23 protein-coding genes are annotated in these 24,697 nt (G+C 53.4%); 17 read left to right on the plus strand and 6 right to left on the minus strand.

What is annotated here, in order from left to right:
- Window positions 1-43 precede the first annotated feature (43 nt).
- The 4 genes from JQ822_RS00190 (at window position 44) to adrA (ending at window position 3,441) form a co-directional block, all read left to right on the plus strand.
- The gene (locus JQ822_RS00190) at window positions 44-286 is read left to right on the plus strand and encodes a sigma-S stabilization anti-adapter protein IraP (RefSeq protein ID WP_244848667.1); all 243 of its coding nucleotides are present in this window, start codon (window positions 44-46) and stop codon (window positions 284-286) included.
- A 106-nt stretch (window positions 287-392) separates the two neighbouring features.
- Window positions 393-1,808 carry an alkaline phosphatase gene (phoA, locus tag JQ822_RS00195; RefSeq protein ID WP_213131788.1) on the plus strand — a complete coding sequence of 472 codons (1,416 nt, stop codon included), beginning with the start codon at window positions 393-395 and terminating at the stop codon, window positions 1,806-1,808.
- Between the two features lie 97 nt (window positions 1,809-1,905).
- The gene (gene psiF / locus JQ822_RS00200; RefSeq protein ID WP_135322908.1) at window positions 1,906-2,226 is read left to right on the plus strand and encodes a phosphate starvation-inducible protein PsiF; all 321 of its coding nucleotides are present in this window, start codon (window positions 1,906-1,908) and stop codon (window positions 2,224-2,226) included.
- Between the two features lie 99 nt (window positions 2,227-2,325).
- The gene (adrA, locus tag JQ822_RS00205; protein ID WP_213132943.1) at window positions 2,326-3,441 is read left to right on the plus strand and encodes a diguanylate cyclase AdrA; all 1,116 of its coding nucleotides are present in this window, start codon (window positions 2,326-2,328) and stop codon (window positions 3,439-3,441) included.
- A 15-nt stretch (window positions 3,442-3,456) separates the two neighbouring features.
- Here adrA and proC read toward each other — a convergent pair whose 3' ends face one another.
- Entirely contained in the window at window positions 3,457-4,266 is an 810-nt protein-coding gene (gene proC, locus JQ822_RS00210) for a pyrroline-5-carboxylate reductase (protein ID WP_096758109.1), read from the minus strand.
- Between the two features lie 272 nt (window positions 4,267-4,538).
- Between proC and JQ822_RS00215 the strand changes: the two genes are divergently transcribed.
- From JQ822_RS00215 to ppnP, 5 genes are all read left to right on the plus strand, one after another.
- Window positions 4,539-4,991 carry a YaiI/YqxD family protein gene (locus tag JQ822_RS00215; protein WP_213131789.1) on the plus strand — a complete coding sequence of 151 codons (453 nt, stop codon included), beginning with the start codon at window positions 4,539-4,541 and terminating at the stop codon, window positions 4,989-4,991.
- A gap of 188 nt (window positions 4,992-5,179) precedes the next feature.
- Window positions 5,180-5,725, plus strand: coding sequence for a shikimate kinase AroL (aroL, locus tag JQ822_RS00220; protein WP_213131790.1), 546 nt, complete (start codon window positions 5,180-5,182; stop codon window positions 5,723-5,725).
- Window positions 5,726-5,751: 26 nt separating this feature from the next.
- A complete protein-coding gene (gene yaiA / locus JQ822_RS00225) occupies window positions 5,752-5,943 on the plus strand; it encodes a protein YaiA (RefSeq protein WP_096758106.1) in 192 nt (63 codons plus the stop codon).
- Between the two features lie 223 nt (window positions 5,944-6,166).
- Window positions 6,167-6,844 carry an AroM family protein gene (locus JQ822_RS00230; protein ID WP_213131791.1) on the plus strand — a complete coding sequence of 226 codons (678 nt, stop codon included), beginning with the start codon at window positions 6,167-6,169 and terminating at the stop codon, window positions 6,842-6,844.
- 71 nt (window positions 6,845-6,915) lie between these two features.
- Window positions 6,916-7,200, plus strand: coding sequence for a pyrimidine/purine nucleoside phosphorylase (ppnP, locus tag JQ822_RS00235; RefSeq protein WP_135322902.1), 285 nt, complete (start codon window positions 6,916-6,918; stop codon window positions 7,198-7,200).
- A 50-nt stretch (window positions 7,201-7,250) separates the two neighbouring features.
- On the opposite strand, the gene rdgC is transcribed toward ppnP, so the two are convergent.
- Complete coding sequence (gene rdgC / locus JQ822_RS00240; protein ID WP_135324928.1) at window positions 7,251-8,162, minus strand: recombination-associated protein RdgC; 912 nt, start codon at window positions 8,160-8,162, stop codon at window positions 7,251-7,253.
- A 125-nt stretch (window positions 8,163-8,287) separates the two neighbouring features.
- On the opposite strand from rdgC, the gene mak reads away from it, so the two are divergent.
- A complete protein-coding gene (gene mak / locus JQ822_RS00245) occupies window positions 8,288-9,196 on the plus strand; it encodes a fructokinase (protein WP_213131792.1) in 909 nt (302 codons plus the stop codon).
- 6 nt (window positions 9,197-9,202) lie between these two features.
- Here mak and araJ read toward each other — a convergent pair whose 3' ends face one another.
- The 3 genes from araJ to sbcD all read right to left on the minus strand — a co-directional run bounded on the left by araJ (window position 9,203) and on the right by sbcD (window position 14,863).
- On the minus strand, window positions 9,203-10,372 hold the full coding sequence (gene araJ / locus JQ822_RS00250; protein WP_213132944.1) for an MFS transporter AraJ: 1,170 nt from the start codon (window positions 10,370-10,372) through the stop codon (window positions 9,203-9,205).
- 160 nt (window positions 10,373-10,532) lie between these two features.
- Entirely contained in the window at window positions 10,533-13,664 is a 3,132-nt protein-coding gene (sbcC, locus tag JQ822_RS00255) for an exonuclease subunit SbcC (RefSeq protein WP_213131793.1), read from the minus strand.
- Window positions 13,661-14,863, minus strand: coding sequence for an exonuclease subunit SbcD (gene sbcD / locus JQ822_RS00260; RefSeq protein WP_213131794.1), 1,203 nt, complete (start codon window positions 14,861-14,863; stop codon window positions 13,661-13,663). The genes sbcC and sbcD overlap by 4 nt, the downstream gene beginning before the upstream one ends.
- Before the next feature lie 190 nt (window positions 14,864-15,053).
- On the opposite strand from sbcD, the gene phoB reads away from it, so the two are divergent.
- From phoB to malZ, 5 genes are all read left to right on the plus strand, one after another.
- Window positions 15,054-15,743 (plus strand): phosphate response regulator transcription factor PhoB, encoded by a 690-nt coding sequence (phoB, locus tag JQ822_RS00265; RefSeq protein WP_135322897.1) that lies wholly within the window; start codon window positions 15,054-15,056, stop codon window positions 15,741-15,743.
- Between the two features lie 50 nt (window positions 15,744-15,793).
- Window positions 15,794-17,089, plus strand: a complete 1,296-nt coding sequence (phoR, locus tag JQ822_RS00270; RefSeq protein ID WP_213131795.1) for a phosphate regulon sensor histidine kinase PhoR — start codon at window positions 15,794-15,796, stop codon at window positions 17,087-17,089.
- A 405-nt stretch (window positions 17,090-17,494) separates the two neighbouring features.
- A complete protein-coding gene (brnQ, locus tag JQ822_RS00275; RefSeq protein WP_213131796.1) occupies window positions 17,495-18,814 on the plus strand; it encodes a branched-chain amino acid transporter carrier protein BrnQ in 1,320 nt (439 codons plus the stop codon).
- Window positions 18,815-18,895: 81 nt separating this feature from the next.
- A complete protein-coding gene (gene proY, locus JQ822_RS00280) occupies window positions 18,896-20,269 on the plus strand; it encodes a proline-specific permease ProY (RefSeq protein ID WP_213131797.1) in 1,374 nt (457 codons plus the stop codon).
- 139 nt (window positions 20,270-20,408) lie between these two features.
- Entirely contained in the window at window positions 20,409-22,226 is a 1,818-nt protein-coding gene (malZ, locus tag JQ822_RS00285; protein WP_213131798.1) for a maltodextrin glucosidase, read from the plus strand.
- Here malZ and JQ822_RS00290 read toward each other — a convergent pair.
- A complete protein-coding gene (locus JQ822_RS00290; RefSeq protein WP_213131799.1) occupies window positions 22,220-23,122 on the minus strand; it encodes a LysR family transcriptional regulator in 903 nt (300 codons plus the stop codon). The two genes, malZ and JQ822_RS00290, sit on opposite strands and share 7 nt — an antisense overlap.
- Before the next feature lie 273 nt (window positions 23,123-23,395).
- Between JQ822_RS00290 and JQ822_RS00295 the strand changes: the two genes are divergently transcribed.
- Entirely contained in the window at window positions 23,396-24,037 is a 642-nt protein-coding gene (locus JQ822_RS00295) for a hydrolase (RefSeq protein WP_213131800.1), read from the plus strand.
- A 103-nt stretch (window positions 24,038-24,140) separates the two neighbouring features.
- Window positions 24,141-24,686 carry an antibiotic biosynthesis monooxygenase gene (locus JQ822_RS00300; protein ID WP_213131801.1) on the plus strand — a complete coding sequence of 182 codons (546 nt, stop codon included), beginning with the start codon at window positions 24,141-24,143 and terminating at the stop codon, window positions 24,684-24,686.
- Window positions 24,687-24,697: the final 11 nt, after the last annotated feature.

Below are 24,697 nucleotides of genomic sequence, written 5' to 3' on the forward strand. Positions count from 1 at the left end.
CATAATGTTACCGTGACCCATATTTTGTTAAGGGAATAGGCAAATGAAAAATCTCGTCACTGAGTTGTTACTGAAGCTCGCCCAAAAAGAAGAAGAGTCACAGGACCTGGCCGCTCAGGTAGAAACATTAGAGCGTGTCATCATGGAAATGCTGCATACGATGGCGAAGCATGATCAGCAAATACTGATTCGTCATCTTGAGGGCGCACTGGCTGGCGTAAGCCGCATGCCAGCCTGTTTAACAACCCTGCATGACGCTGGCGAGAGGGTGCCAAAAGCGTATTGAGGTATCTGCGGATCCTCACGACGATAAATCATCATAAAATTGTCACATCAAATACTTATAGTCGCTTTGTTTTAATTTTACCGTATTTATACATGGAGAAAATAAAGTGAAACAAAGCGCACTCGCTATTGCCCTGTTACCTTTGTTGTTTACCCCGGTTATTTATGCAGAATCATCTGCTATGCCGGTTCTGGATAATCGTGCTGCCCAGGGGGATATCACCACTCCGGGTGGCGCTCGTCGATTAGCCAGCGATCAAACGGCTGCTCTGCGTGATTCACTGATTGATAAACCTGCTAAAAATATTATTTTGCTGATCGGCGATGGTATGGGTGACTCAGAAATTACTGCAGCGCGAAATTATGCCGAAGGTGCGGGCGGCTTTTTTAAAGGGATTGATGCCTTACCCCTGACCGGACAATACACCCATTATTCGCTGGATAAGAAAACGGGTAAGCCCGATTATGTGACCGATTCTGCGGCATCGGCGACGGCATGGACCACCGGGGTAAAATCCTATAATGGTGCGCTGGGTGTCGATATCCACGAAAAAGATCACGCCACGATTCTGGAAATGGCAAAAGCCGCAGGCCTGGCGACCGGCAACGTTTCTACTGCAGAATTACAGGATGCTACTCCGGCCGCGCTGGTTGCGCATGTGACCTCCCGCAAATGCTACGGCCCGAGCGTAACGCGTGAAAAATGTCCGACTAATGCGCTGGAAAAAGGCGGTAAAGGCTCAATCACCGAACAATTGTTGAATGCTCGTGCTGACGTCACGCTGGGGGGCGGGGCAAAAACCTTTGCTGAAACCGCAGCAGCAGGTGAATGGCAGGGTAAAACGTTGCGTGAGCAGGCACAGGCTCGCGGCTATCAGCTGGTGAGTGACGCCGCAACGCTTGCGGCGATCGGCGAGGCGAATCAGGATAAACCGTTGCTGGGCCTGTTCTCCGAGGGCAACATGCCGGTGCGTTGGGAAGGACCGAAAGCCTCTTATCACGGCAACATTGATAAACCGGTTGTGACCTGTACGCCAAATCCAAAACGTGACGACAGCGTGCCAACGCTGGCTCAGATGACGGATAAAGCGATTGAGCTGTTAAGCAAAAATGAAAAAGGCTTCTTCCTGCAGGTAGAAGGCGCGTCAATCGATAAACAGGATCACGCCGCTAACCCGTGCGGGCAGATTGGTGAAACGGTAGACCTGGACGAAGCAGTACAGCGCGCGCTGGCCTTTGCGAAGAAAGATGGCAATACGCTGGTGGTGGTAACTGCTGATCACGCGCATTCCAGTCAGATTGTGGCACCTGATACCAAAGCCCCTGGTCTGACTCAGGCGCTAAACACGAAAGATGGCGCGGTGATGGTCATCAGCTACGGTAACTCCGAAGAGGAATCTCAGGAGCATACGGGCAGCCAGTTGCGTATTGCCGCCTATGGGCCACATGCGGCGAATGTGGTTGGCCTGACCGACCAAACCGATCTGTTTTACACCATGAAATCGGCATTAGGATTGAAATAAGTACACGCCCGGCGGCAATACTTTTGCTGTCGGGTGGTTTTTTTGTCGTTAGCAGCCAGACTTATCTGTGTCTCGTCGTTCAGAAAAGGATGGTGCTATGAAAATTACATTATTAATGACGCTGCTTTTTGGTCTGATTTTTTTAACTACCGTCGGCGCTGCCGAGAAGACGCTAACCCCGCAACAGCAACGGATGACCACCTGTAATCAGCAGGCGACAGCGCAGACCTTAAAAGGGGATGCGCGCAAGACCTATATGAGTGACTGCCTGAAAAACAGTAAATCAGCCCCCGAAGAAAAGAGCCTGACGCCACAGCAGCAGAAAATGCGTGAATGTAACGTCCAGGCGACAGAGCAGTCGCTGAAAGGTGACGATCGTAACAAATTTATGAGCGCCTGCCTGAAAAAAGCGGCGTAGTTGCGTAGTACATAAGGGTGAGCCGCGAAATTCGCTCACCCGAAATATCATACTCCCGCGCTTTACCCCGTTCCTATAATTTGGGAAATTTGTTTCAGAATATTCCCAAATACGATGAATGATGAAAATTTCTATCAAAAACAGGTTGTCCCGAATGAAGCGTTTTTATCCCTTCATCAGAATGACCACCAGCGCTCCGGACTGCGATTTGCCCGACGGATCAGGCTGCCGCGCGCGGTGGGACTGGGAGGGATGTTTTTCCCCATTGCATCGGTCTTAGTGTCACAGCCGATTACCGGTGGTTGGTGGCTTTTGTTGGTGGGATGGGCCTTTGTCTGGCCGCATCTGGCATGGCAGCTGGCGGGCAAAGCCGACGACCCGATGCATAGCGAATTCACCAACCTAAAAGCTGATGCGATCCTGGCGGGAATGTGGATAGGGCTGATGGGAGCGAATCTGTTGCCGTCAACGGCGATGCTGATGATTATCTGTATTAACCTGATGGGCGCGGGGGGAATACGGTTGTTCCTCGCGGGTCTGGTGTTGACGGTCGTTTCATGTCTGGTCACTCTGCAGCTGACGGACATTCCCATAGCGCTTAGCAGTACGCAGGTGAGCGTGCTGCTGTCTCTGCCGGTTCTGGTGCTGTATCCGCTGCTGTTTGCTTGGGTGAGCTACCAGACGGTCATCAAGCTGGCAGAGCACAAGCGTCGGTTGAAGGTGATGAGTACGCGGGATGGAATGACCGGTGTATATAACCGACGCCATTGGGAGCTTTTACTGCGTAATGAGTTTGATAATTGCCGTCGTTATCAACGTGACGCGACGTTACTGATTATCGATATCGACCACTTCAAGAGTATCAACGACACCTGGGGTCATGATGTTGGTGATGAAGCCATTGTGGCGCTGACGCGTCAGCTGCAAATGACGTTGCGCGGCAGCGACGTGATAGGGCGTTTTGGTGGCGATGAGTTTGCCGTGATTATGTGCGGCACTCCCGCGGCCAGTGCCATCGCCGCAATGTCTCGTGTCCACGAACGACTCAGCCTGTTGCGACTGTCCTGTGCTCCGCAGGTTGCTCTGCGCATCAGCGTAGGCGTCGCGCCCTTGACCTCAGAAACGGAACATTATCGAGAATGGTTAAAATCAGCGGATATGGCCCTTTACAAAGCAAAGAATTCCGGACGTAACCGCACCGAAGCGGCGGCCTGACGTCCGGTTGCCTACTCAGGATTTGCTGAGTTTTTCAGATTGTTCCATGCATTTAACCATTGCTTCAATGACTGAAGAACGGAAACCGCGCGCTTCCAGGACGCGCACCGCCTCAATGGTGGTTCCGCCAGGCGAGCACACCATATCTTTCAGCTCTCCGGGATGTTTCCCCGTTTCGAGTACCATTTTTGCTGACCCCATTACCGCCTGCGCGGCGAATTTATACGCCTGCGCGCGGGGCATTCCGCCCTGAACGGCCGCATCGGCCATGGCTTCGATAAACATAAACACGTACGCCGGTGCGGATCCGCTGACGCCGACGACCGGGTGAATCATCGATTCTGCAATCACTTCGGCTTCGCCAAAGCAGCGGAAGATATTTAATACGTCAGCCGTATCTTCCGGCGTCACCAGCGCGTTTGGCGTTACGGAGGTCATGCCAGCATTGACCAGGGATGGCGTATTAGGCATCGCGCGGATAATTTTACGGTCATGACCCAGCGCGCGGGCAAGCTGATCGAGCGTGACGCCTGCGGCAATAGAGACGACCAGAGAATCTTTGTTCAGGCTGGAGGTAATTTCACTTAGCACCTTAACCATAATGCCCGGCTTCACGGCGCCAAAGACAATGTCTGCAATTTGCGCGACTTCTTGCGCCGATTGTGCCGCATTAATGCCGTACTGGTCGTGCAGCGCGGCGACTTTATCAGGAGAGGGGGTATAGACCCAAATTTGTCCGGGGAGAACCTGGCCGCTGGCGATCATACCGCCAAGAATGGCTTTGCCCATATTGCCGCAGCCGATAAAACCAATTTTCTTGTCCATTTGTCACTCCCTATGGATGATATTCATTGTTTTATACCCGTCATACTTCAAGTTGCATGTGCGTTGGCTGCGTTCGCTCACCCGAATCACTTACCAGAGTAAGCTCATCGGGACTCACTCTCTTGCCGCCTGCCTGCAACTCGAATTATTTAGGGTAAATCTGGGAAAGCTAAGCTTAGCGCGGAATGAATGTGTTCAGAAGGAGAAACAGCACTTTGCTGGAAAGTAAAAGCACGAGACAATGTGCGATTGCACGGGAGCCAGGAGGTGTTATGACAATATGGGTGGATGCGGATGCGTGTCCGAATGTGATTAAAGATATTTTGTACCGCGCCTCTGAGCGTATGCAGATGCCGCTGATTTTGGTCGCCAATCAGAGTTTGCGTGTGCCACCTTCGCGTTTTATCCGTACATTACGTGTTCCTGCCGGGTTTGATGTCGCCGATAACGAGATTGTGCGCCAGTGTAGCGCCGGTGATTTGGTGATCACTGCTGATATCCCGCTGGCGGCTGAAGTCATCGAGAAAGGCGCTGCGGCGCTTAACCCACGTGGCGAACGCTATACCGAAGCGACGATACGGGAGCGTCTCACGATGCGTGATTTTATGGATACGCTACGCGCCAGCGGCATCCAGACTGGGGGGCCAGACAGTCTTTCACCGCGTGACCGACAGCATTTTGCCGCTGAACTGGATAAGTGGTGGCTGGAAGTTCAGCGTAGATAATAACGACTGTAATTTATTTTTTACACTTTAATCGTTGTGAAATCTTGTTATAGTAGGGTTTAATGGACTTTTTAGTCTTAAGTGGAACTTATTCTTTACGTTTTGGCGATGTACTAGTTTGATGATATGATTATAACTTTAATAGCATCAGATCCCGCTCGTGGGCGGCTCTCTGGGGAATTTCTGCGATGACGCAACCTCTTTTTCTTGTTGGCCCCCGGGGGTGTGGTAAGACGACAACCGGTATGGCGCTGGCGAAGGCTATCGACTTTCAGTTTGTTGATACCGATCGCTGGTTGCAATCACATGTGCAAATGACTGTCGCCGAAATCGTTGAAAGAGAGGGATGGGAAGGATTTCGCGCCCAGGAAACGACCGCTCTGCAGAGCGTGACCGCTCCCTCGACGGTTATTGCGACCGGCGGCGGAATTATTCTTACCGAATATAATCGTCACTATATGCGAAGTAACGGCATGGTGATTTATTTAAGCGCACCGGTATCGGTTCTGGTGAATCGCCTGGAGGCTGCACCTGAAGAGGGATTGCGCCCGACCTTAACCGGCAAACCGTTGACCGAAGAAGTGCAGGAAGTGCTCGAGCAGCGCGATGTGCTGTATCGCGCAGCGGCGCACTATATTGTTGATGCAACAAATGAGCCTTCCCAGGTGGTAGCGGACATTCTTGGGATAATGTCGCAAGCGCCGTCACGGTTACAGGGCGGGGTCTATACTTAACGCTCATCCCCTCAAAAGGAAGCGCTATGCCGACAAACCCCCCTTATCCACGAAAAGCGACGATTGTTACTGTTGAAAAAGGTACTCCAGGCCAGACAGTAACCTGGTATCAACTCCGTGCTGACCACCCTAAACCTAATTCGTTGATTAGCGAACATCCGTCCGCACAGGAAGCGATGGATGCAAAAAAACGCTATGAGGATCCGCAGAAAACCTGAGGTTAGACGCTGTCTGTATGTATCTGTATCACATTTTTCGCACGTTGCCGGATAGTGCGAAAAATGAAAATTAAACGATAACAATAAAGTACTGGAGCGATTGGGAATCTTTACACAATGCATCGCTTATCTGCTGCTACGCTTTTGAGCATTTATAACGCAGGTCAGCGCTCGGTATTTGTCCGGGATTTTACCGCAAAGTAAGAAGACGGTGGAGCAACACATGAGTACGTCGTTGGCTATCCTCACGATTGGCGTTGTGCCGATGTGTGAGGTATTACCGCTCCTGACGGAATATATTGATGAGCAACACATTACCCACCATAGTCTGCTGGGGCAGATGCGGCGGGAAGAGGTGATGGCCGAGTACGCGGTCTCGCCGGGTGATGAGTTGTTATTAACGCTGCTCAGTGACCGGCAGCTCGCTCATGTCTCACGCCAGAAAGTGGAACGCTCACTGCAAAGCATCGTTGAAGTGCTGGACAACCAGGGGGTTGACGTTATTTTACTGATGAGTACCGCCTCCATTACCCGCCTGACGGCCCGCAATAGCATCCTGCTGGAACCCTTACGGATTATTCCCCCCTTAGTGGCATCAATTGTGGAAGGGCACCAGGTCGGGGTGATTGTCCCCGTTGAGGAGTTGCTGGAAGCCCAGACGCAAAAATGGCAGGTATTACAAACACCTCCGGTCTATGCCGTGGCAAATCCGATTGACGGTTCTGAACAACAGTTGATTAATGCCGGGAAAGATCTCCTTGAGCAAGGTGCTGATGTGATCATGCTGGACTGTCTGGGTTTTAACCAACGTCATCGTGATGTATTGCAAAAATCGCTGGATGTTCCGGTGCTGCTGTCTAACGTCCTGATCGCCCGACTGGCTTCAGAGTTGCTCGCGTAATTTTGCGTGACAGGTGGAACGTCAGGCCCCTATATTGGTCGTTAACTTAATAACGAGACAGGGCCAGTGGTATGCTTCAAAGTAACGAATACTTTTCCGGCAAAGTAAAATCGATTGGTTTCACCAGCAGCAGTACTGGCCGCGCCAGCGTTGGCGTGATGGTGGAAGGCGAATACACCTTTGGCACCGCGGCACCTGAAGAGATGACGGTGGTGAGCGGGGCGCTGAATGTATTGCTGCCGGGCGAAACCGAGTGGAAAGTGTATGCTGCGGGGGATGTGTTTAACGTGCCTGGGCACAGTGAATTTCATCTGCAGGTGGCAGAGCCTACGTCGTATCTTTGCCGCTATCTGTAAGCGTAAAAATAACGAATGGCGACATTGAGCCGCCATTCGGTAAACACGGCTTAACGTTGCGCTTCGCCGCCTAATCCTTCCACCAGACTTTTAATCAACGCGGCCAGTTCACCGGTCATCAGGATGAAATCGGCATCAAAACGCTGACCATAGTCTTCTCTGTCGATATCTTCGTTCTGGTCGCGCAGTTCATCGCTGAACTTCAGACGCTTGATTGAGCCGTCGTCGCACATCAGAAACTGAATGCGTTGCTGCCAGTCGAGAGCCAGTTTGGTGACGACTTTTCCGGCCTCAATGTGAACGGCAATTTCATCGCTCACCAGGTCCTGTTTCTTCGCCCGGATCACGCCGCCGTCTTCCAGCATGGCTTTCAGCTCGGCTTCATCCAGCAACTGGAATCCCTGAGCAACGGTACCGGAACGGACCCATTCGGTGAGCGTAAGCTCAATCGGGTTTTCCAGCGCCAGCGGGACCACCGGCAGTGAGCCGAGGCTTTTACGCAGCAGTGCCAGCGTGTCTTCTGCTTTCTTGGCACTCGCGCAGTCGACCATAATCAGGTCATTAACGGTGTCGATCCACATCATTGTCTGGCTAAAGCGGCTAAAGGCGCGCGGCAGCAATGAGTGCAATACTTCATCTTTTAGCGAGTCTTTCTCAGTCTTCTTGAGTTTGCGACCCTGCTCGGCTTCCAGTTTGAATATTTTGGCTTCCAGCGCCTGTTTGATAACCGGCGACGGCAGAATTTTCTCTTCTTTGCGGGCGCAGATAATAATTTGGCCATTGTTGGAATGCGTCAATGCATCGCTGTGCGATCCCATCGGCGGAACCCAGCCCATTTTTGCCATATCCTGGCTACCACAAGGGGTAAACGTCATTGAGGCTAGCTGTTTTTCCATCTCTTCGGCACGCAAAGATACATCGCGGCTAAGACGGTAAACCATTAAATTTTTGAACCACAGCATGATAATTTCCACGGCCTTGTCGTTAAATCCAGCGGGCATAATAGCGAATTGTCGGCGGGCTTGCATTGCCTAACACCATGCTCGCCTCTACTCTGTTGATATTCCCAAAAAATGAGGAACAGTGTGTGCGTATAGGAATCGATTTAGGTGGCACGAAAACAGAGGTTATCGCGCTTGGCGATGCGGGGGAGCAGCTTTTTCGCCATCGCCTGCCCACGCCGCGTGATGATTATCGGCAAACCATAGAAACCATTGCTGTGCTGGTGGAGATGGCGGAACAAGCAACCGGGCAGAGTGCAACGGTCGGTATGGGGATCCCCGGATCGATTTCGCCTTACACCGGCGTGGTGAAGAATGCCAACTCGACCTGGCTCAACGGTCAGCCTTTTGACAAAGACTTAAGTGCGCGTCTGAACCGTGAGGTTCGTCTGGCTAACGATGCTAACTGCCTGGCGGTCTCTGAAGCGGTAGACGGCGCTGCGGCGGGCGCACAAACGGTGTTTGCGGTGATTATCGGCACCGGCTGCGGATCCGGTGTGGCGTTCAACGGTCGGGCACATGCGGGCGGCAACGGTACAGCGGGCGAGTGGGGACATAACCCGCTGCCGTGGATGGATGAAGATGAGCTGCGCTACCGGCAGGAAGTGCCTTGCTATTGCGGCAAGCAGGGCTGCATTGAAACCTTCATCTCCGGGACGGGATTCGCCACGGATTATCATCGCCTGAGCGGTAACCCGCTGAAGGGCAGTGAAATTATTCGTCTGGTGAGCGAAGGCGATGCGCTGGCGGAGCAGGCGTTACGCCGCTATGAGTTACGTCTGGCGAAATCGTTAGCCCATGTGGTGAACATTCTTGACCCGGACGTCATCGTGCTGGGCGGCGGGATGAGCAATGTCGACCGGTTGTATCAAAACGTTCCGACGTTGATTAAGCAGTTCGTCTTCGGCGGCGAGTGTGAAACGCCTTTACGCAAGGCGTTGCACGGTGACTCGAGCGGGGTTCGCGGTGCGGCCTGGCTGTGGCCGCAGGGGTAATCGTTTCTAGGTCGCGGGTGCAACTTGTTGCACGCCGCGCTTCAGGCGACCATACAGCAGCAGCGACGACATCGCGGAAAACGACAGCAGGGCCGCCGGGATGGTCACGTAATTGTAGGCAAAGCCCAGCGTCAGCATCATGCCGCCGCAGTAAGCGCCGACCGCGCTACCGAGGTTAAAGGCCATCTGCCCCCCGGCAGCGCCCAGCAGTTCACCGCCTTTCGCATTTTGCAGCAGCAAAATTTGTAGCGGGGCCGACAGCGCAAACAGGCCCGCGCAGCAAATAAAGGCGAAGGTCAGCGACGCGGCTTTCATATCGCCGACGAAAAACAGCATGACCAGGGCCAGCACTATCACAAAGTCGGTCACCACCGCGATGCGCAGCGGCGTATAGCGACCCGAGATCCGCCCGCTCAGCAGGTTGCCCAACACCATCCCCAGGCCAGCCAGCATCATTATAAAGGTCATCAGCGCTTCGGAAAAACCGGAGATATACATCATGTACGGCTTCACATAGCTGAACCAGGCGAACACACCGGCATTGCCAAACATAGTGGCGGAAAAAATGAGCCACGGTGCCGGGCTTTTCAGAAAGTGAAATTGCTCGCGCAGTTTGCCTTTTGCTTCATCGCTGATGTTGGGTACCCAGAAGGCAATCGACACAATGACCGCGATATTAAACACGGCAATCAGCAGGAAGGTATAACGCCAGCTAAATGCCTGGCTTATCCAGGTGCCGACGGGAATACCAATCAGGTTGGCGACGGTCATCCCACTGACCATTCCCGCGACGGCGGCGGTCACTTTTCCTGGGCGCACGAGTTTAGTCAGGATAATCGCCCCGACGCCAAAAAATGCCCCGTGCGGAAAACCGGAAACCAGCCTGCCGACCGCCAGCATAAAATAGGATGAGGAGAGGGTGAAGATGGCGTTGCCAATCACACACAACGTGACCAGAAACAGCAGAATATGTTTCAGCGAAAAACGGCTGGAAAAGATCGCAATAATCGGTGCGCCCAGCACCACACCAAAGGCATAAAACGAAATCATATGGCCTGCCGCGGGTATTGTAATACCCACATCTCGTGCCAGTTCGGTTAATACGCCCATGATGCCAAACTCGGCCATGCCCAGCCCAAACGTCCCGAGGGCTAAAGAGAAAATGACTTTTTTCATACCACCTGCCAACAAGAAAGACGCCGGTTGAGCGTCGTAGCGGCGAACGGTCGCCGCCAATGAGGGAATAGCTTGCGGATAAGCGAAGTGGAATGCCATTTCATATCCGTCTTTGTGTATTCACTATCGTGCTATATAGGGCGCCGAATGGCGCTAACGCTTACTCCACCGCAAACATCCTGTCGAGCTTGCTATAACCCAGTCCGTTGATCTTTTTCACTTTGATCTGCACCGGAATGCGTTCTTTCATTGCCTCAACGTGGCTGATAACCCCGATGGTTTTGCCAGTCGCGTTCAGAGCATCCAGGGCGTCCAGCGCAGTATCCAGCGTTTCGCTGTCCAGCGTGCCAAAACCCTCGTCGAGGAACAGGGAGTCAATGCGCGTTTTGTGACTGACCAGATCGGACAGCGCCAGCGCCAGCGCAAGGCTTACGAGGAAGCTTTCGCCGCCGGACAGCGTGCGGGTATCGCGAACGGCGTCGGCCTGCCAGGTATCAACCACCTCCAGTTCCAGTGCTTCGCTGGCTTTCCGCTGCAGCAGATAGCGACCGTGCAGGCGAGTCAGTTGATTGTTGGCCAGCCAGACCAGGTTATCCAGCGTTAATCCTTGAGCAAATTTGCGGAATTTATCGCCTTCTTTCGAGCCAATCAGCGCATTCAGATAGCCCCAGTCTTCAACCAGACGAGCTGCCTCTTTAATTTCCTGCATTAATGCCTGCTGGCGCTGACGGTTATCGCTGTCCTGCTTAAGCTGTTGGCGGATCTCCCCCTGTTGGGTTGTGTTCTCACGAAGTTGTTGCGCCAGTTGTTGCAGCTGTGTTTGCAGGGTTTGTATGTCGACATCCAGCTTTTCCGGGCGCAGCGCCTGATGCGCCTGCAGTTGTTGGTTGGCTTGTCCGGACAGCGCCGTCGCCTGCTGCGTCTGATTTTCCAGCGTTTGTTTTAACTGCTCAAGGCGTCGGACGGTATCGTCATCCAGCAACGCGGCAAGGAATGCGTCTTGATCGGCAAAGCAACTTGCCGCCAGGGCAGTGGCAAAGTGGGCCTGCGTTTGTTGCAAGCGTTCGCTTTCCAGCATTTCCTGCTGCTGTTGTGCGGCAAGTTGGCTTTGTAGCGACACGCAGTCGTCGTGAATGTCGCGCCAGTTTTCAGGGATAACCGTTTCGGCATCTGTGGTGTCCGTTGCCGGAAGCGTGTCGAGCAGCGGCTTCAGGGCATTAATACGCTCCTGAATCACGCCATGCTGCGTCTGTTTCTCCTGCCACTGCGCGAATTCTGTTTCGCGGGAGCTTAGCCAGGCGGCCTCTGTGCCCTCTTCAGGTGCGCTGAGTGACAGCGCGGCCAGGGCGCTTTCCAGACTCTGACGTATTGTCGCCAGCTGTTGTTGATACTGGCGTTCCTGCTCTTCCTGATCGTTTAGCTGGTTTTGCAGCGTCAGACGCTGGCTGAGCTGATAAAGCTGGCGCTCGTAGTGCTCTTGTTCGTCCATCCAGGCGGAAATATCCTCTTGAATATTCAGCGTAATATTCAGGGCGGTGCAAACGTCCAGCCACTCTTTAGTGAGTGCTTGCTCTTCCTGAGACAGCGTCTGTGCGTCTTCTGTCTCGCGTTGGATCTGCTGTGTCAGGGCATTGACTTGCCCGAGAACCAGCAGGCCTTCTTCTTTAAGTGCTGCGACCTCTTTGGCTAACTGGTCGCGACGGCGTTGGTTTGCACTCAGTTCCAGCGCCTGATATTCCGTGACTGCAGGATGTGCAGGAGATCCGCACAACGGGCAGGGGAGTCCGGGCTGCAGAAGTGCACGCTCTGCCTCCAGGCTTTTGATTTTTTCTTCCTGCTTGCAGAGCGTTTCAACGTCCAGATAGTGCTGATTTTTCTCTTTATATTGCTGTCGGCGTAGTGTTAGCGTTTCATTGAGCGTTGCCTGTTCTGCCTGTGCTTTTTGCACGCTTTCACTGTTCTGACGCAGGCGTTTTTGCAGCGGCTGGTAACGGGCATGAAGTGAGGTCAGACGCTGACGGAAAACCCGTGATTGCGCTTGCTGTTCCATCGCTACCGTGACGTCATCTGCGCTTAGTGTCAGGGGATTTTCTGGCAGGCCAGCCAGCTTCAGGCGTAACTCAAATATACGGGCAGCGAGCGCCGTAAGCTGATTTTTATCGCGATTGAGCTGAGAAAAATGTGCGCGCCAGCCGGCAATCTCCTGGCCCCACAAACGGAACCGATCATGCTCCGCCAGCCATTGCGCCAGTGCGGTAAGTTCGGTCTGAAGTTGCTCATGGCTGCGCAGTGCGCCGTTACGGATACGCGAACGTAGCGAGGTTCTGGCGTGTAAGCGAGTATTTACTTCAATAATTCGCTGCGTTGTTTGCGCCAGGCGCGCAGTCTGCTCCTGCTGGCGGTCCCACAGTGGACGTAGCTGGGCGGCGGGCTGAGAAATCTGGAGTTTCGCCAGTTCAGGTGCCGCATCTGCAAGCGCCTGTTGAGCCTGCTGCTCTAAGAGCGCGGCACGCTGCTGTTCACGAACAAGTTCATCGTTGCGCGTAAGCCACTGAAAATCTTTCTGCTGACGTTGTTGCAGCGCCAGCAGGCTTTTTTCTTCGTCAGTAAGCGCCTGCAAACGTTGCTGCAACTGTTGCTGCTGCTCTTCGGTCAGCAGTACGACGCCCGCAGCCTGCGCTTCGCACAGTTCAAGGGTATTGCGTGCTGCTTTGTGTTTTTCAAATACCATCGCCGAAATCTGTCCGTAGATCTCGGTGCCGGTCAGCTCTTCCAGCAGCTCGGCGCGTTCTTTCGGCTTGGCGTTCAGAAAAGCGGCAAATTGCCCCTGTGACAGCAGCATTGAGCGGGTAAAGCGTCCGTAATCCAGTCCGGTGAGCGCGGCGGTCATCTCCAGCTTGTCTTTGACTTTATCGGCGAGAATTTTTCCGTCGGCGCAGCGGGCAAGCTCTACGCGCGGGACCTGCAGGTTACCCTCAGGCTGATTTCGCGCCCGGTTCTGGCTCCAGAATGCACGGTAGGCTTCGCCTTTTACTTCGAATTCCACTTCTGCCAGACACTCCGCGGTATCACGGGTCATCAGGTCATTTTGCGACTGTGATACGGTATTCAGGCGCGGCGTTTCGTGGTAAAGCGCAAGGCAAATCGCATCCAGTAGAGTGGTTTTTCCGGCGCCCGTAGGCCCGGTGATAGCGAACAGTCCGTTGCTGGCAAAAGGCTCTGCCGCGAAGTCGACTTTCCATTCCCCCTTCAGGGAGTTGAGGTTTTTCAGGCGCAGGCTGAGAATTTTCATGCGTCAGCCTCCCCGGTAAGCGTCTGTAACGTATCACTAAACAGCTGATTAAGCCGCTCGCGCTGCGCCTCTTCCAGCTCCTCCAGCGCCAGGCGGCGGTCAAACACCTCCGCCACGCTCAGCTCACTTAACGTTTCACGTCGTTCATTGGCCATAATACGTTCGCGCTGTTCCCGACTGCGGCGCACCAGTAACACCTCAACCGGTAAATCTTCGGTTAAGACCTGGATCTTGCGCTGCATGTCGTGCAGGTAATCGTCGGTGGTGATTTCGATATCTAACCAGACGGGCGGTTGCTGCTCTGTGCCGCGCCATTGTTCAAGCTGGGCAGTAATGGCGGCTAAATCGCCTTTCAATACCGCAAGTGGCTGCGTCACCGGTACGGTGAGGTTCTCAACGGCGCTGAGTTTCCCTTTATCGAAGCTCACCAGATGTACGCATTTGCTTTTACCACACTCGTCAAAACTGAGAGCAATCGGTGAGCCGCAGTAGCGAATATGTTCCGTCCCGCCGATAACCTGCGCCCGGTGAATATGCCCCAGCGCGATGTAATCCGCGGGTGGGAAATTCTGCGCCGGAAAGGCATCCAGTGTGCCAATATAGATGTCACGCACCGCGTCACTTTTGCTGGCGCCGACGGTAGTCAGATGTCCCGTCGCAATGATTGGCAGATTCAGTTCGCCGCGCAGTTTGCAGGCGTCCTGGTACTGCTGCTGGTAATAGTCGGTAATCGCCCCCAGTAGATGCTGCTGCTTTTCGCCGCCGGTCAGTCCCGCCTGGCTGGTGATGATGTCGCGTGGACGCAAAAAAGGAATTGGGCACAGTACAGCGCCCGGCGTGCCGTCGCGGCGTTTCAGTATTTGCGGTGTATGGCCCGCGTTTGCGACCACCGTGGTATTCAGGAACGCCAAAATATCGCGCGATTCATTAAGTGTGGCGACGGAGTCGTGATTACCTGCCAGCACCACCAGATGGCAGCCTGTTTGCTGCAAATTGACGACAAAGCGGTTGTAAATCTCGCGGGCGTAGCTTGGCGGTGAGCCGGTATCAAAAATATCGCCTGCCACAATAATGGCATCCACCTGATGGGATTGTGCGGTCTCCAGCAGCCAGTCAAGAAAAGCCTGATGCTCGGCGGCGCGGCTCTTGCTGTAGAAATTTTGGCCCAGATGCCAGTCAGACGTGTGGAGGATGCGCATAAGAGTTCCATGACGATAAAACAGTGGCGGGGATTATAACCTTTCAAGGACGCTAATATCTCGTCTCCGGGCTGTCATAATTCGACAGGCTGCATTAAACCAGGGTTATCTTTTCATAAATCTGTCATAAATCTGACGCATAATGGCACCGTATTGATGATAAACGATTTAATAATAAACAGGGCAAATCATGGCGAGACGTATTCTGGTCGTAGAAGATGAAGCTCCAATTCGTGAAATGGTCTGCTTCGTGCTCGAGCAAAACGGGTTCCAACCTGTAGAAGCCGAAGATTATGACAGTGCGGTGAACCAACTTAATGAACCCTGGCCGGATCTGATTCTGCTGGACTGGATGCTGCCCGGCGGCTCGGGCCTGCAGTTCATCAAGCATCTCAAGCGAGAAGCCATGACGCGGGATATTCCTGTGATGATGCTGACGGCAAGGGGCGAAGAGGAAGACCGCGTGCGTGGACTGGAAACCGGTGCGGATGACTATATCACCAAGCCGTTTTCCCCCAAGGAACTGGTGGCGCGTATTAAAGCTGTGCTGCGTCGTATTTCGCCAATGGCGGTTGAAGAAGTCATTGAGATGCAGGGGCTGAGTCTTGATCCCACCTCGCATCGCGTGATGACCGGCGAGGCTCCACTGGATATGGGGCCGACCGAATTCAAGCTGTTGCACTTCTTTATGACCCATCCTGAGCGCGTCTACAGTCGCGAACAATTACTCAATCATGTCTGGGGCACCAATGTGTACGTGGAGGACCGGACGGTCGATGTGCACATCCGCCGCTTGCGTAAGGCGCTGGAGCACAGCGGTCACGATCGCATGGTGCAGACGGTTCGCGGGACGGGATACCGTTTTTCAACCCGCTTCTGACGGGTAGGTAAGATTGCCCATTAGATCAAGCTGTAATTGGAGTGTGACGTTTGCTTGAACGATTGTCATGGAAAAGGCTGGTGCTGGAGCTGATCCTTTGCTGCATACCGGCTTTTATCCTTAGTGCTTTTTTGGGTTACCTGCCCTGGTTTTTACTGGCGTCGGTAACGGGCCTGCTTGTCTGGCATTTCTGGAATTTACTGCGTTTATCCTGGTGGTTATGGGTCGACAGGAGTATGACGCCTCCGCCGGGGCGCGGCAGTTGGGAACCGTTGCTCTATGGCCTGCATCAAATGCAGTTGCGTAACAAAAAACGCCGTCGAGAACTGGGGAATCTGATTAAACGTTTTCGCAGTGGGGCAGAATCGTTGCCCGATGCGGTGGTGCTGACCACCGAAGAAGGCGGTATTTTCTGGTGTAACGGCTTAGCGCAGCAGGTTTTGGGACTGCGTTGGCCGGACGATAGCGGGCAAAATATTCTTAACCTGCTCCGCTACCCGGAATTCACGCTATACCTGAAAACGCGCGATTTTAGCCGGCCAATCAATTTGGTTCTGAATACCGGACGGCATCTGGAAATCCGCGTGATGCCCTATACCGACAAGCAATTGTTGATGGTGGCGCGCGATGTCACCCAAATGCACCAACTCGAAGGCTCGCGGCGTAACTTTTTCGCCAATGCCAGTCATGAACTGCGCACGCCGCTGACGGTGCTGCAGGGCTATCTGGAGATGATGCAGGAGCATCCGCTGGAAGGGGCTACGCGAGAAAAAGCGCTGCACACCATGCGGGAGCAAACACATCGCATGGAAGGGCTGGTGAAGCAGCTACTGACGTTGTCGAAAATAGAAGCTGCGCCAACGCTGCAGCTGAATGAGAGGGTAGATGTACCGATGATACTGCGCGTCGTGGAACACGAAGCGCAAACGTTGAGTCAGAATAAACACACATTTACCTTTGACGTGGATAATCACCTGAGCGTGATGGGCAACGAGGAGCAGCTGCGGAGCGCTATCTCGAATCTCGTGTATAACGCAGTGAACCATACGCCTGCGGGAACGCACATCACCGTGCGCTGGCAGTATGTCGCGTCGGGGGCGGAGTTTTGCGTTGAGGACAACGGTCCAGGTATTGCTGCTGAACACATCCCACGTTTGACCGAGCGCTTTTATCGCGTGGACAAAGCGCGATCGCGACAAACGGGCGGTAGTGGACTCGGACTGGCTATTGTGAAGCATGCCTTAAATCATCACGACAGCCGATTGAATATTGAAAGTCAGCCGGGCAAAGGGACGCGGTTTAGCTTTGTGCTTGCGGAACGTTTACTTGCCAAAAGTAACGATTGACGCTTCTTCGTAAGATTATCTTTCCAAAAGCCAGCGCAAGCTGGTTTTTTTTATACGGTCAATGGATACATCCTGAATTTTACGACGTTTGATTGTTTTTTGTTCGAACTATTACCCATACCTTTTTCCATGAAATGGTGTTTTGTGCTAACTCTGTTTTTCATATCACTATATTGTTCCGGTTTTTGGATCCCACCTTGCTTTAAAACGTTATAAGCGTTTAAATTGCGCACCATATGCTGTCATACCGACTGCATTTACGCGGTAAATCGAAAAACTATTCTTCGCCGCGCCAGACTGGGAGAATTTCCCGCTGGAATTGATTAAAAATGCCGCTGTATCGTCCCTCAGGGAAAGGCAAAAATTAAACGTTTACAACACCACATCCACAGGCAGTAAGACTTTATGACCCATCAGTTAAAATCACGCGATATCATCGCTCTGGGATTTATGACATTTGCACTGTTCGTTGGTGCAGGTAACATTATTTTCCCCCCTATGGTTGGTTTGCAGGCTGGCGAGCACGTCTGGACTGCAGCTTTTGGCTTTCTGATTACCGCTGTTGGCCTGCCGGTGCTCACCGTTGTGGCGCTGGCGAAAGTCGGTGGTGGTGTAGACAGCCTGAGCACCCCGATCGGCAAAGTCGCCGGTTTGGTGCTGGCCACCGTCTGCTATCTGGCCGTCGGACCGTTGTTTGCTACGCCGCGTACCGCGACAGTTTCCTTTGAAGTGGGGATTGCCCCGCTGACCGGTGACTCCGCGCTGCCGCTGTTTATCTACAGCGTGGTTTATTTCGCGATTGTTATCCTGGTGTCGCTCTATCCGGGCAAACTGCTGGATACCGTGGGCAACTTCCTCGCACCGCTGAAAATCCTTGCGCTGGTTGTGCTGTCTGTTGCCGCGATTGTCTGGCCTGCCGGTCCGATCAGCGATGCAATGGAAGCCTATCAAACCGCTGCGTTTTCGAACGGCTTCGTGAACGGCTATCTGACGATGGATACGCTGGGCGCGATGGTCTTTGGTATTGTTATTGTGAACGCCGCTCGCTCGCGTGGCGTCACCGAAGCACGTTTGCTGACGCGTTATACCGTCTGGGCGGGTTTAATGGCGGGTGTCGGCTTAACGCTGCTGTATCTCGCCTTGTTCCGTCTGGGGTCAGATAGCGCAGTGCTGGTCGATCAGTCTGCTAACGGCGCGGCAATTCTGCATGCGTATGTTCAGCATACTTTCGGTGGTGCAGGTAGCTTCCTGCTGGCCGCGTTGATTTTCATCGCCTGTCTGGTTACGGCGGTTGGCCTGACCTGTGCGTGCGCCGAATTCTTCGCGCAGTACATTCCGCTGTCTTACCGTACGCTGGTGTTTATCCTCGGCGGCTTCTCCATGGTGGTGTCAAACCTGGGCCTGAGCCACCTGATTCAGATCTCGATTCCGGTTCTGACGGCTATCTATCCGCCATGTATCGCACTGGTTGTATTAAGCTTTACCCGCTCATGGTGGCATAATTCTTCCCGCGTCATTGCACCTGCGATGTTTATCAGCCTGATTTTTGGTATCCTTGATGGCATTAAAGCTTCTGCAATTGGCGACGTCTTACCGGTCTGGACTCAGCGTTTACCGCTGGCGGAGCAAGGTCTGGCGTGGTTGATGCCAACAGTCGTGATGGTGGTCCTGGCCGTTATTTGGGACCGCGCAGCAGGTCGACAAGTGACCTCTAGCGCACACTAATATCACTGACAATAAGTTTTAACCACGGGGCTATTAATATGGCCCCGTGGTTTTTTTATTGTGTTAACAGGTTAGGAATCGATGGAAAGTAATAACAAGCTAAAGCGTGGGCTGAGCACCCGGCACATCCGCTTTATGGCATTAGGTTCAGCAATTGGTACCGGATTGTTTTATGGCTCAGCCGATGCCATCAAAATGGCGGGGCCAAGCGTGTTGCTGGCCTATCTTATCGGTGGCGTGGCGGCGTACATTATCATGCGTGCGCTGGGCGAAATGTCCGTTCATAACCCGGCAGCCAGTTCGTTCTCGCGCTATGCGCAGGAAAACCTCGGACCGCTGGCAGGCTACATTACCGGCTGGACCTACTGTTTTGAAATCCTGATTGTCGCCATTGCCGACGTGACCGCTTTCGGTATTTATATGGGCGTCTGGTTCCCGGCGGTGCCCCACTGGATCTGGGTTCTGAGCGTGGTGCTGATTATCTGCGCCATCAACCTGATGAGTGTGAAGGTGTTTGGCGAACTGGAATTCTGGTTCTCGTTCTTTAAGGTCGCCACCATCATCATCATGATTGTCGCCGGTTTCGGCATCATCATTTGGGGCATTGGCAACGGCGGGCAACCGACCGGTATCCATAACCTGTGGAGCAACGGTGGTTTCTTCAGTAACGGCTGGCTGGGTATGGTCATGTCGCTGCAGATGGTGATGTTCGCCTACGGCGGGATTGAAATTATCGGTATTACCGCTGGCGAAGCAAAAGACCCGGAGAAATCCATTCCGCGCGCGATCAACTCTGTGCCGATGCGAATCCTGGTGTTTTATGTCGGCACGCTGTTCGTCATTATGTCTATCTATCCGTGGAACCAGGTGGGCACCGACGGTAGCCCGTTCGTCCTGACGTTCCAGCATATGGGCATTACCTTTGCGGCAGGTATCCTTAACTTTGTGGTGCTGACCGCCTCGCTGTCGGCGATCAACTCTGACGTCTTTGGCGTGGGCCGCATGCTACACGGCATGGCGGAGCAGGGTAGCGCACCGAAAATGTTCGCCAAAACTTCGCGCCGTGGCGTGCCGTGGGTGACGGTGATGGTGATGACCATCGCGCTGCTGTTTGCGGTGTATCTTAACTACATCATGCCGGAAAACATCTTCCTGGTGATCGCCTCACTGGCGACCTTCGCCACCGTGTGGGTGTGGATTATGATCCTGCTGTCGCAGATTGCCTTCCGCCGTCGTCTGCCGCCGGAAGAAGTCAAAGCATTGACGTTTAAAGTCCCAGGCGGCGTGGTCACGACGGTGATTGGTCTGATTTTCCTGGTCTTTATCATCGGGCTTATTGGCTACCATCCGGATACCCGTATTTCGCTGTACGTCGGTTTCGCGTGGATTGCCCTGCTGCTGGTCGGCTGGGTATTTAAACGCCGTCGCGAGCGTCAACTGGCTGAAGTTAATTGATTCTCTGCCGGGTAATGTATTGCGTTACCCGGCATTTTTCTCCTCCCCCGAACTCCTCCCCTAATAAACGTTAAGATGATGAGTGATCCTTAACTTCCCTATGGCAAGGTGACTTTATTTTCATCAAAGGGGATACGTGATGTTGAACGCCTGGCACCTTCCGGTTGCCCCATTTGTTAAGCAAAACAAAGACAAACTGACGATTACGCTCTGGCTGGCAGGGGACAATCCACCCCTGCGGGTAACGCTACGCGCGGAAAATGATAACGAAGAGATTTCGCTCTGCATGCACAAGCAGCGCAGCCAGCCGCAGCCGGGTGTGACCGCATGGCGCGCGGCAATCGATCTCTCCAGCGGCCAGCCTCGTCGGCGCTATAGCTTTAAATTACTGTGGCTCGATCGCCAGCTGTGGTTTACCCCGCAAGGGTTCAGCCGTATTCCGCCCGCGCGTCTGGAACAGTTTGCTGTCGATGTGCCGGACAACGGCCCGCAATGGGTGGCCGACCAGATTTTCTATCAAATCTTTCCGGATCGTTTTGCGCGCAGCCAGTCGCGTGATGCCGGGCAGGATAATGTCTATTACCACCACGCCGCCGGACACGATATTGTGCAGCGCGACTGGGAAGAACCGCTTACGGCCCAGGCCGGTGGCTCGACGTTTTATGGTGGCGATTTGGATGGGATCAGCGAGAAACTGCCGTACCTGAAAACCTTAGGTGTAACGGCGCTGTACCTGAATCCGGTGTTTACCGCGCCAAGCGTACACAAATACGACACCGAGGATTATCGGCATGTTGACCCGCGATTTGGCGGCGACAGGGCGCTATTACGCCTGCGACATAACACGCAGCAACAGGGCATGCGCCTGGTGCTGGACGGCGTATTCAATCACAGCGGCGATTCGCACGCCTGGTTCGACAGGCATAATCGGGGAACTGATGGGGCGTGTCATCATCCGGACTCGCCCTGGCGCGGTTGGTACCATTTCTCTGACGATGGCGTTGCGCTGGACTGGCTGGGCTATGCCAGTTTGCCCAAGCTGGACTTTGCCTCTGAAAGTCTGGTGAATGAAATTTATCGCGGCGAAGACAGTATTGTACGTCACTGGTTAAAAGCACCGTGGAGTATGGATGGCTGGCGGCTTGATGTTGTGCACATGCTGGGGGAAGCCGGTGGGGCGCGCAACAACCTGCAGCATGTGGCCGGGATTACCCAGGCGGCGAAAGAAACGCAGCCAGAAGCCTATGTTGTGGGTGAACACTTTGGTGATGCGCGCCAGTGGTTACAGGCCGATGCTGAAGATGCCGCCATGAACTATCGCGGTTTTACCTTCCCACTCTGGGGATTTCTCGCCAACACCGATATCTCTTACGATCCGCAGTTTATTGATGCCCAGACCTGTATGGCGTGGATGGATAACTACCGGGCGGGGTTGTCGCATCAGCAGCAGTTGCGCATGTTTAACCAGCTCGACAGCCACGATACCGCCCGCTTTAAATCGCTGTTGGGCAAAGATGTTGCGCGCCTGCCGCTGGCGGTAGTGTGGCTGTTTACCTGGCCTGGCGTTCCGTGTATTTACTACGGTGACGAAGTCGGGCTGGATGGGAATAACGATCCGTTCTGCCGCAAGCCGTTCCCGTGGCAGAAGGAAAAGCAGGACGGCGAACTGCTGGCGCTGTACCAGCGGCTGGCGAAATTACGTCATCACAGTAAGGCGCTACGCCACGGCGGCTGTCAGGTAATTTACGCCGAGGATAACGTGGTGGTGTTTGCGCGGGTTCTAAACCAGCAGCGCGTACTGGTGGCGATTAACCGGGGGCACGCCTGTGAAGTGGTGTTGCCGTGGTCACCGTTGCTAAATGTCGCACAGTGGCAGCACAAAGAGGGCAAAGGTCAGGTTGTTGGCGATGTGCTGACGCTGCCCGCCATCTCGGCTTCGGTGTGGATGAGTCATTGATATAAACTCGTAATCTCCGGGCTTGCCAGCAGCGTTTCCCGCCACCAGCGCTGCGCCAGCCCGTCGCTACTATTGCGCCATGCCATATAAGCGACATCCTGTTGACGAAAAGAGGTCACCGTTTTTTCTACTAACTCGCCCGTGGCAAGCCATGGGCTGGCAATGTGGCGGGGGAGAAATCCGCAGCCCATGCCTGCCCGCAGCAGCAGCACCTTACTGTGGAAATCATCGACGCGAATTTGTGCCTGCTCCTCCATCAGGTTGCTTTGTAGCGGATGACAAAACCGGGCGCTGTCGCTGATAACAATCGCCCGATGCAGACACAATTGTTCGTTCGTTAAGTCAGTTTGTGCTGTGGCCAGGGGATGGTTGGGAGCGACAACAAACACGTTATCCAGCGTACCGAGCATTTTGTAAGACCAGGCGGCGGACGTTGGTGGTTCATTAATCGCGCCCAGAATGATATCCGCCCCGTTGTGGGTGAGTTCTTCCCACGAACCCGCCAGCGTGTGGTGGGTAAAGTTGAGACGCGTTTGTTTATTGAGGGCGTAAAAAGCATCGATTACCGGTAATAAGGCGGCAAAAGGAAAGGAGGCATCCAGCGCAATCGCCAGTTCTTTTTCCCAGCCAGCGCTCAGCTGTAACGCTTGTTTTTCGAGATCTTTTGCCGCACTCAGCAGTAAACGTCCCTTTTCCAGCATCATCAGTCCGGTATCGGTAAACTTTGCCCGATGCCCGGAACGGTCAAGCAATTCGATATTCAGATCGCTTTCCAGCTTCTGAATCATATAGCTGAGTGCCGCAGGGGTTTTGAACAGCGATTCGGCCGCTGCGGCAAATGAACCCTGTTTGTCGAGTGCGTCGAGGATAAGCAAAACATCCAGATTGATGCGCATAAGCAGAAAATATCCTGAAAATTTAATCCCTCTGTTGTACCGAATGAAGAAAAACAATGCCAGTGAATAAATTAGATAAGCCATGCGCATTTTTTTGATGATCATTAGGATATTTCGCAACGCAGAATAAATAGTTTCACAAGATGGTAAGTTTTCTTTAATAACTCGTTAGAAATTTCCCGCTATACTCAACAAGCTTTCTGATTCAGGATCCTGCTGCTGACGGCAGATACAGACCGTTGCCTTTTAACTTATTGATTAAGAAGGTGTGCTATGTCTATTCGGGAACTGATTGACCCACAAAACTCGACGCTTATTTTTATTGATCATCAGCCGCAAATGTCATTTGGTGTGGCGAATATTGATCGTCAGACGTTAAAAAATAATACCGTAGCATTAGCTAAAGCCGGGAAAATATTCAATGTTCCGGTGATCTATACTTCTGTGGAAACGAAAAGTTTTAGCGGATATATCTGGCCGGAATTGTTAGCAGTTCATCCTGATGTAAAACCGATTGAACGCACCTCGATGAATTCCTGGGAAGATGCCGCGTTTGTGAAGGCGGTGAAAGCGACCGGACGTAAAAAACTGATTATCTCTGCGCTATGGACCGAGGTCTGTCTGACCTTCCCGGCGTTGATGGCGCTGGAAGAAGGTTATGAAGTGTATGTGGTGACCGACACTTCTGGCGGTACTTCCGTGGATGCTCATGAGCGTTCTATTGACCGCATGGTGCAGGCGGGTGCGGTACCTGTGACCTGGCAACAGGTTCTTCTCGAGTACCAGCGCGACTGGTCACGCAAAGAAACTTACGACGCGGTGATGGATCTGGTGCGCGAGCACAGCGGCGCGTACGGCATGGGCGTGGATTATGCCTATACCCTGGTGCACGGTGCGCCGGAACGTAAAGCTTAAATACACGTCATCCTTCATGCTGCCTGAATGCATCGTTAAAGATCTCGTGTATTGATATTTATGGCGGGCTATCCCGCCATTCTCCTTCAACAAGGAACCCTTCATGGCGCAGAACAAACATGTGACGTTGGTGATTACTCACACGCTGTTGCCTGAGCAGGCGCAGCGGTATGAGCAATGGCTGGGCAAAATTATGCCGGTAGCCGCAGAGTTTCCCGGTCATTTGGGGGCGAACGTGATTCGTCCCACTGATGGGCAAAATCTGTGGAACATTATTATCCGCTTCGACACCCTTGAGCATCTGTATCAGTGGACCCAGTCCGATACGCGCCGTGCGCTGGTTGAGGAGATAGCACCGCTGTTGGCGGAAGGTGATAAAACCGAGGTGCGTACCGAGGCGGCGTTCTGGTTTACACCGCCCGCGCCTCATGTCCGCCAACCCAGGCGCTGGAAACAGTTCCTGATAACCCTGCTGGTGATTTTTCCCAGCACTAATCTGGTGCCGTGGTTAACCGGCATGGTGCTGCCCTCGTTGAAGGGATCGTTACTCTTGCATCTGATTAATGATGCCTGTGTGGTTGCGCTGGTGGTCTGGCTGTGGATGCCCATCGTAACCCGTCTGTTTGCCGGATGGCTGAAAAAAGCCTGACCGGTTTCTCA

This window comes from Citrobacter sp. FP75, assembly GCF_018342065.1.
Lineage (GTDB): Bacteria > Pseudomonadota > Gammaproteobacteria > Enterobacterales > Enterobacteriaceae > Citrobacter.

Bases quoted from the DNA above. Each gene is read 5' to 3' on its own strand.
- JQ822_RS00190 (WP_244848667.1), top strand. From the start codon at position 44: ATGAAAAATCTCGTCACTGAGTTGTTACTGAAGCTCGCCCAAAAAGAA.
- psiF (WP_135322908.1), top strand. From the start codon at position 1,906: ATGAAAATTACATTATTAATGACGCTGCTTTTTGGTCTGATTTTTTTA.
- proC (WP_096758109.1), bottom strand. From the start codon at position 4,266: ATGGACAAGAAAATTGGTTTTATCGGCTGCGGCAATATGGGCAAAGCC.
- JQ822_RS00215 (WP_213131789.1), top strand. From the start codon at position 4,539: ATGACAATATGGGTGGATGCGGATGCGTGTCCGAATGTGATTAAAGAT.
- aroL (WP_213131790.1), top strand. From the start codon at position 5,180: ATGACGCAACCTCTTTTTCTTGTTGGCCCCCGGGGGTGTGGTAAGACG.
- yaiA (WP_096758106.1), top strand. From the start codon at position 5,752: ATGCCGACAAACCCCCCTTATCCACGAAAAGCGACGATTGTTACTGTT.
- JQ822_RS00230 (WP_213131791.1), top strand. From the start codon at position 6,167: ATGAGTACGTCGTTGGCTATCCTCACGATTGGCGTTGTGCCGATGTGT.
- ppnP (WP_135322902.1), top strand. From the start codon at position 6,916: ATGCTTCAAAGTAACGAATACTTTTCCGGCAAAGTAAAATCGATTGGT.
- rdgC (WP_135324928.1), bottom strand. From the start codon at position 8,162: ATGCTGTGGTTCAAAAATTTAATGGTTTACCGTCTTAGCCGCGATGTA.
- araJ (WP_213132944.1), bottom strand. From the start codon at position 10,372: ATGAAAAAAGTCATTTTCTCTTTAGCCCTCGGGACGTTTGGGCTGGGC.
- sbcC (WP_213131793.1), bottom strand. From the start codon at position 13,664: ATGAAAATTCTCAGCCTGCGCCTGAAAAACCTCAACTCCCTGAAGGGG.
- sbcD (WP_213131794.1), bottom strand. From the start codon at position 14,863: ATGCGCATCCTCCACACGTCTGACTGGCATCTGGGCCAAAATTTCTAC.
- phoB (WP_135322897.1), top strand. From the start codon at position 15,054: ATGGCGAGACGTATTCTGGTCGTAGAAGATGAAGCTCCAATTCGTGAA.
- brnQ (WP_213131796.1), top strand. From the start codon at position 17,495: ATGACCCATCAGTTAAAATCACGCGATATCATCGCTCTGGGATTTATG.
- proY (WP_213131797.1), top strand. From the start codon at position 18,896: ATGGAAAGTAATAACAAGCTAAAGCGTGGGCTGAGCACCCGGCACATC.
- malZ (WP_213131798.1), top strand. From the start codon at position 20,409: ATGTTGAACGCCTGGCACCTTCCGGTTGCCCCATTTGTTAAGCAAAAC.
- JQ822_RS00290 (WP_213131799.1), bottom strand. From the start codon at position 23,122: ATGCGCATCAATCTGGATGTTTTGCTTATCCTCGACGCACTCGACAAA.
- JQ822_RS00295 (WP_213131800.1), top strand. From the start codon at position 23,396: ATGTCTATTCGGGAACTGATTGACCCACAAAACTCGACGCTTATTTTT.
- JQ822_RS00300 (WP_213131801.1), top strand. From the start codon at position 24,141: ATGGCGCAGAACAAACATGTGACGTTGGTGATTACTCACACGCTGTTG.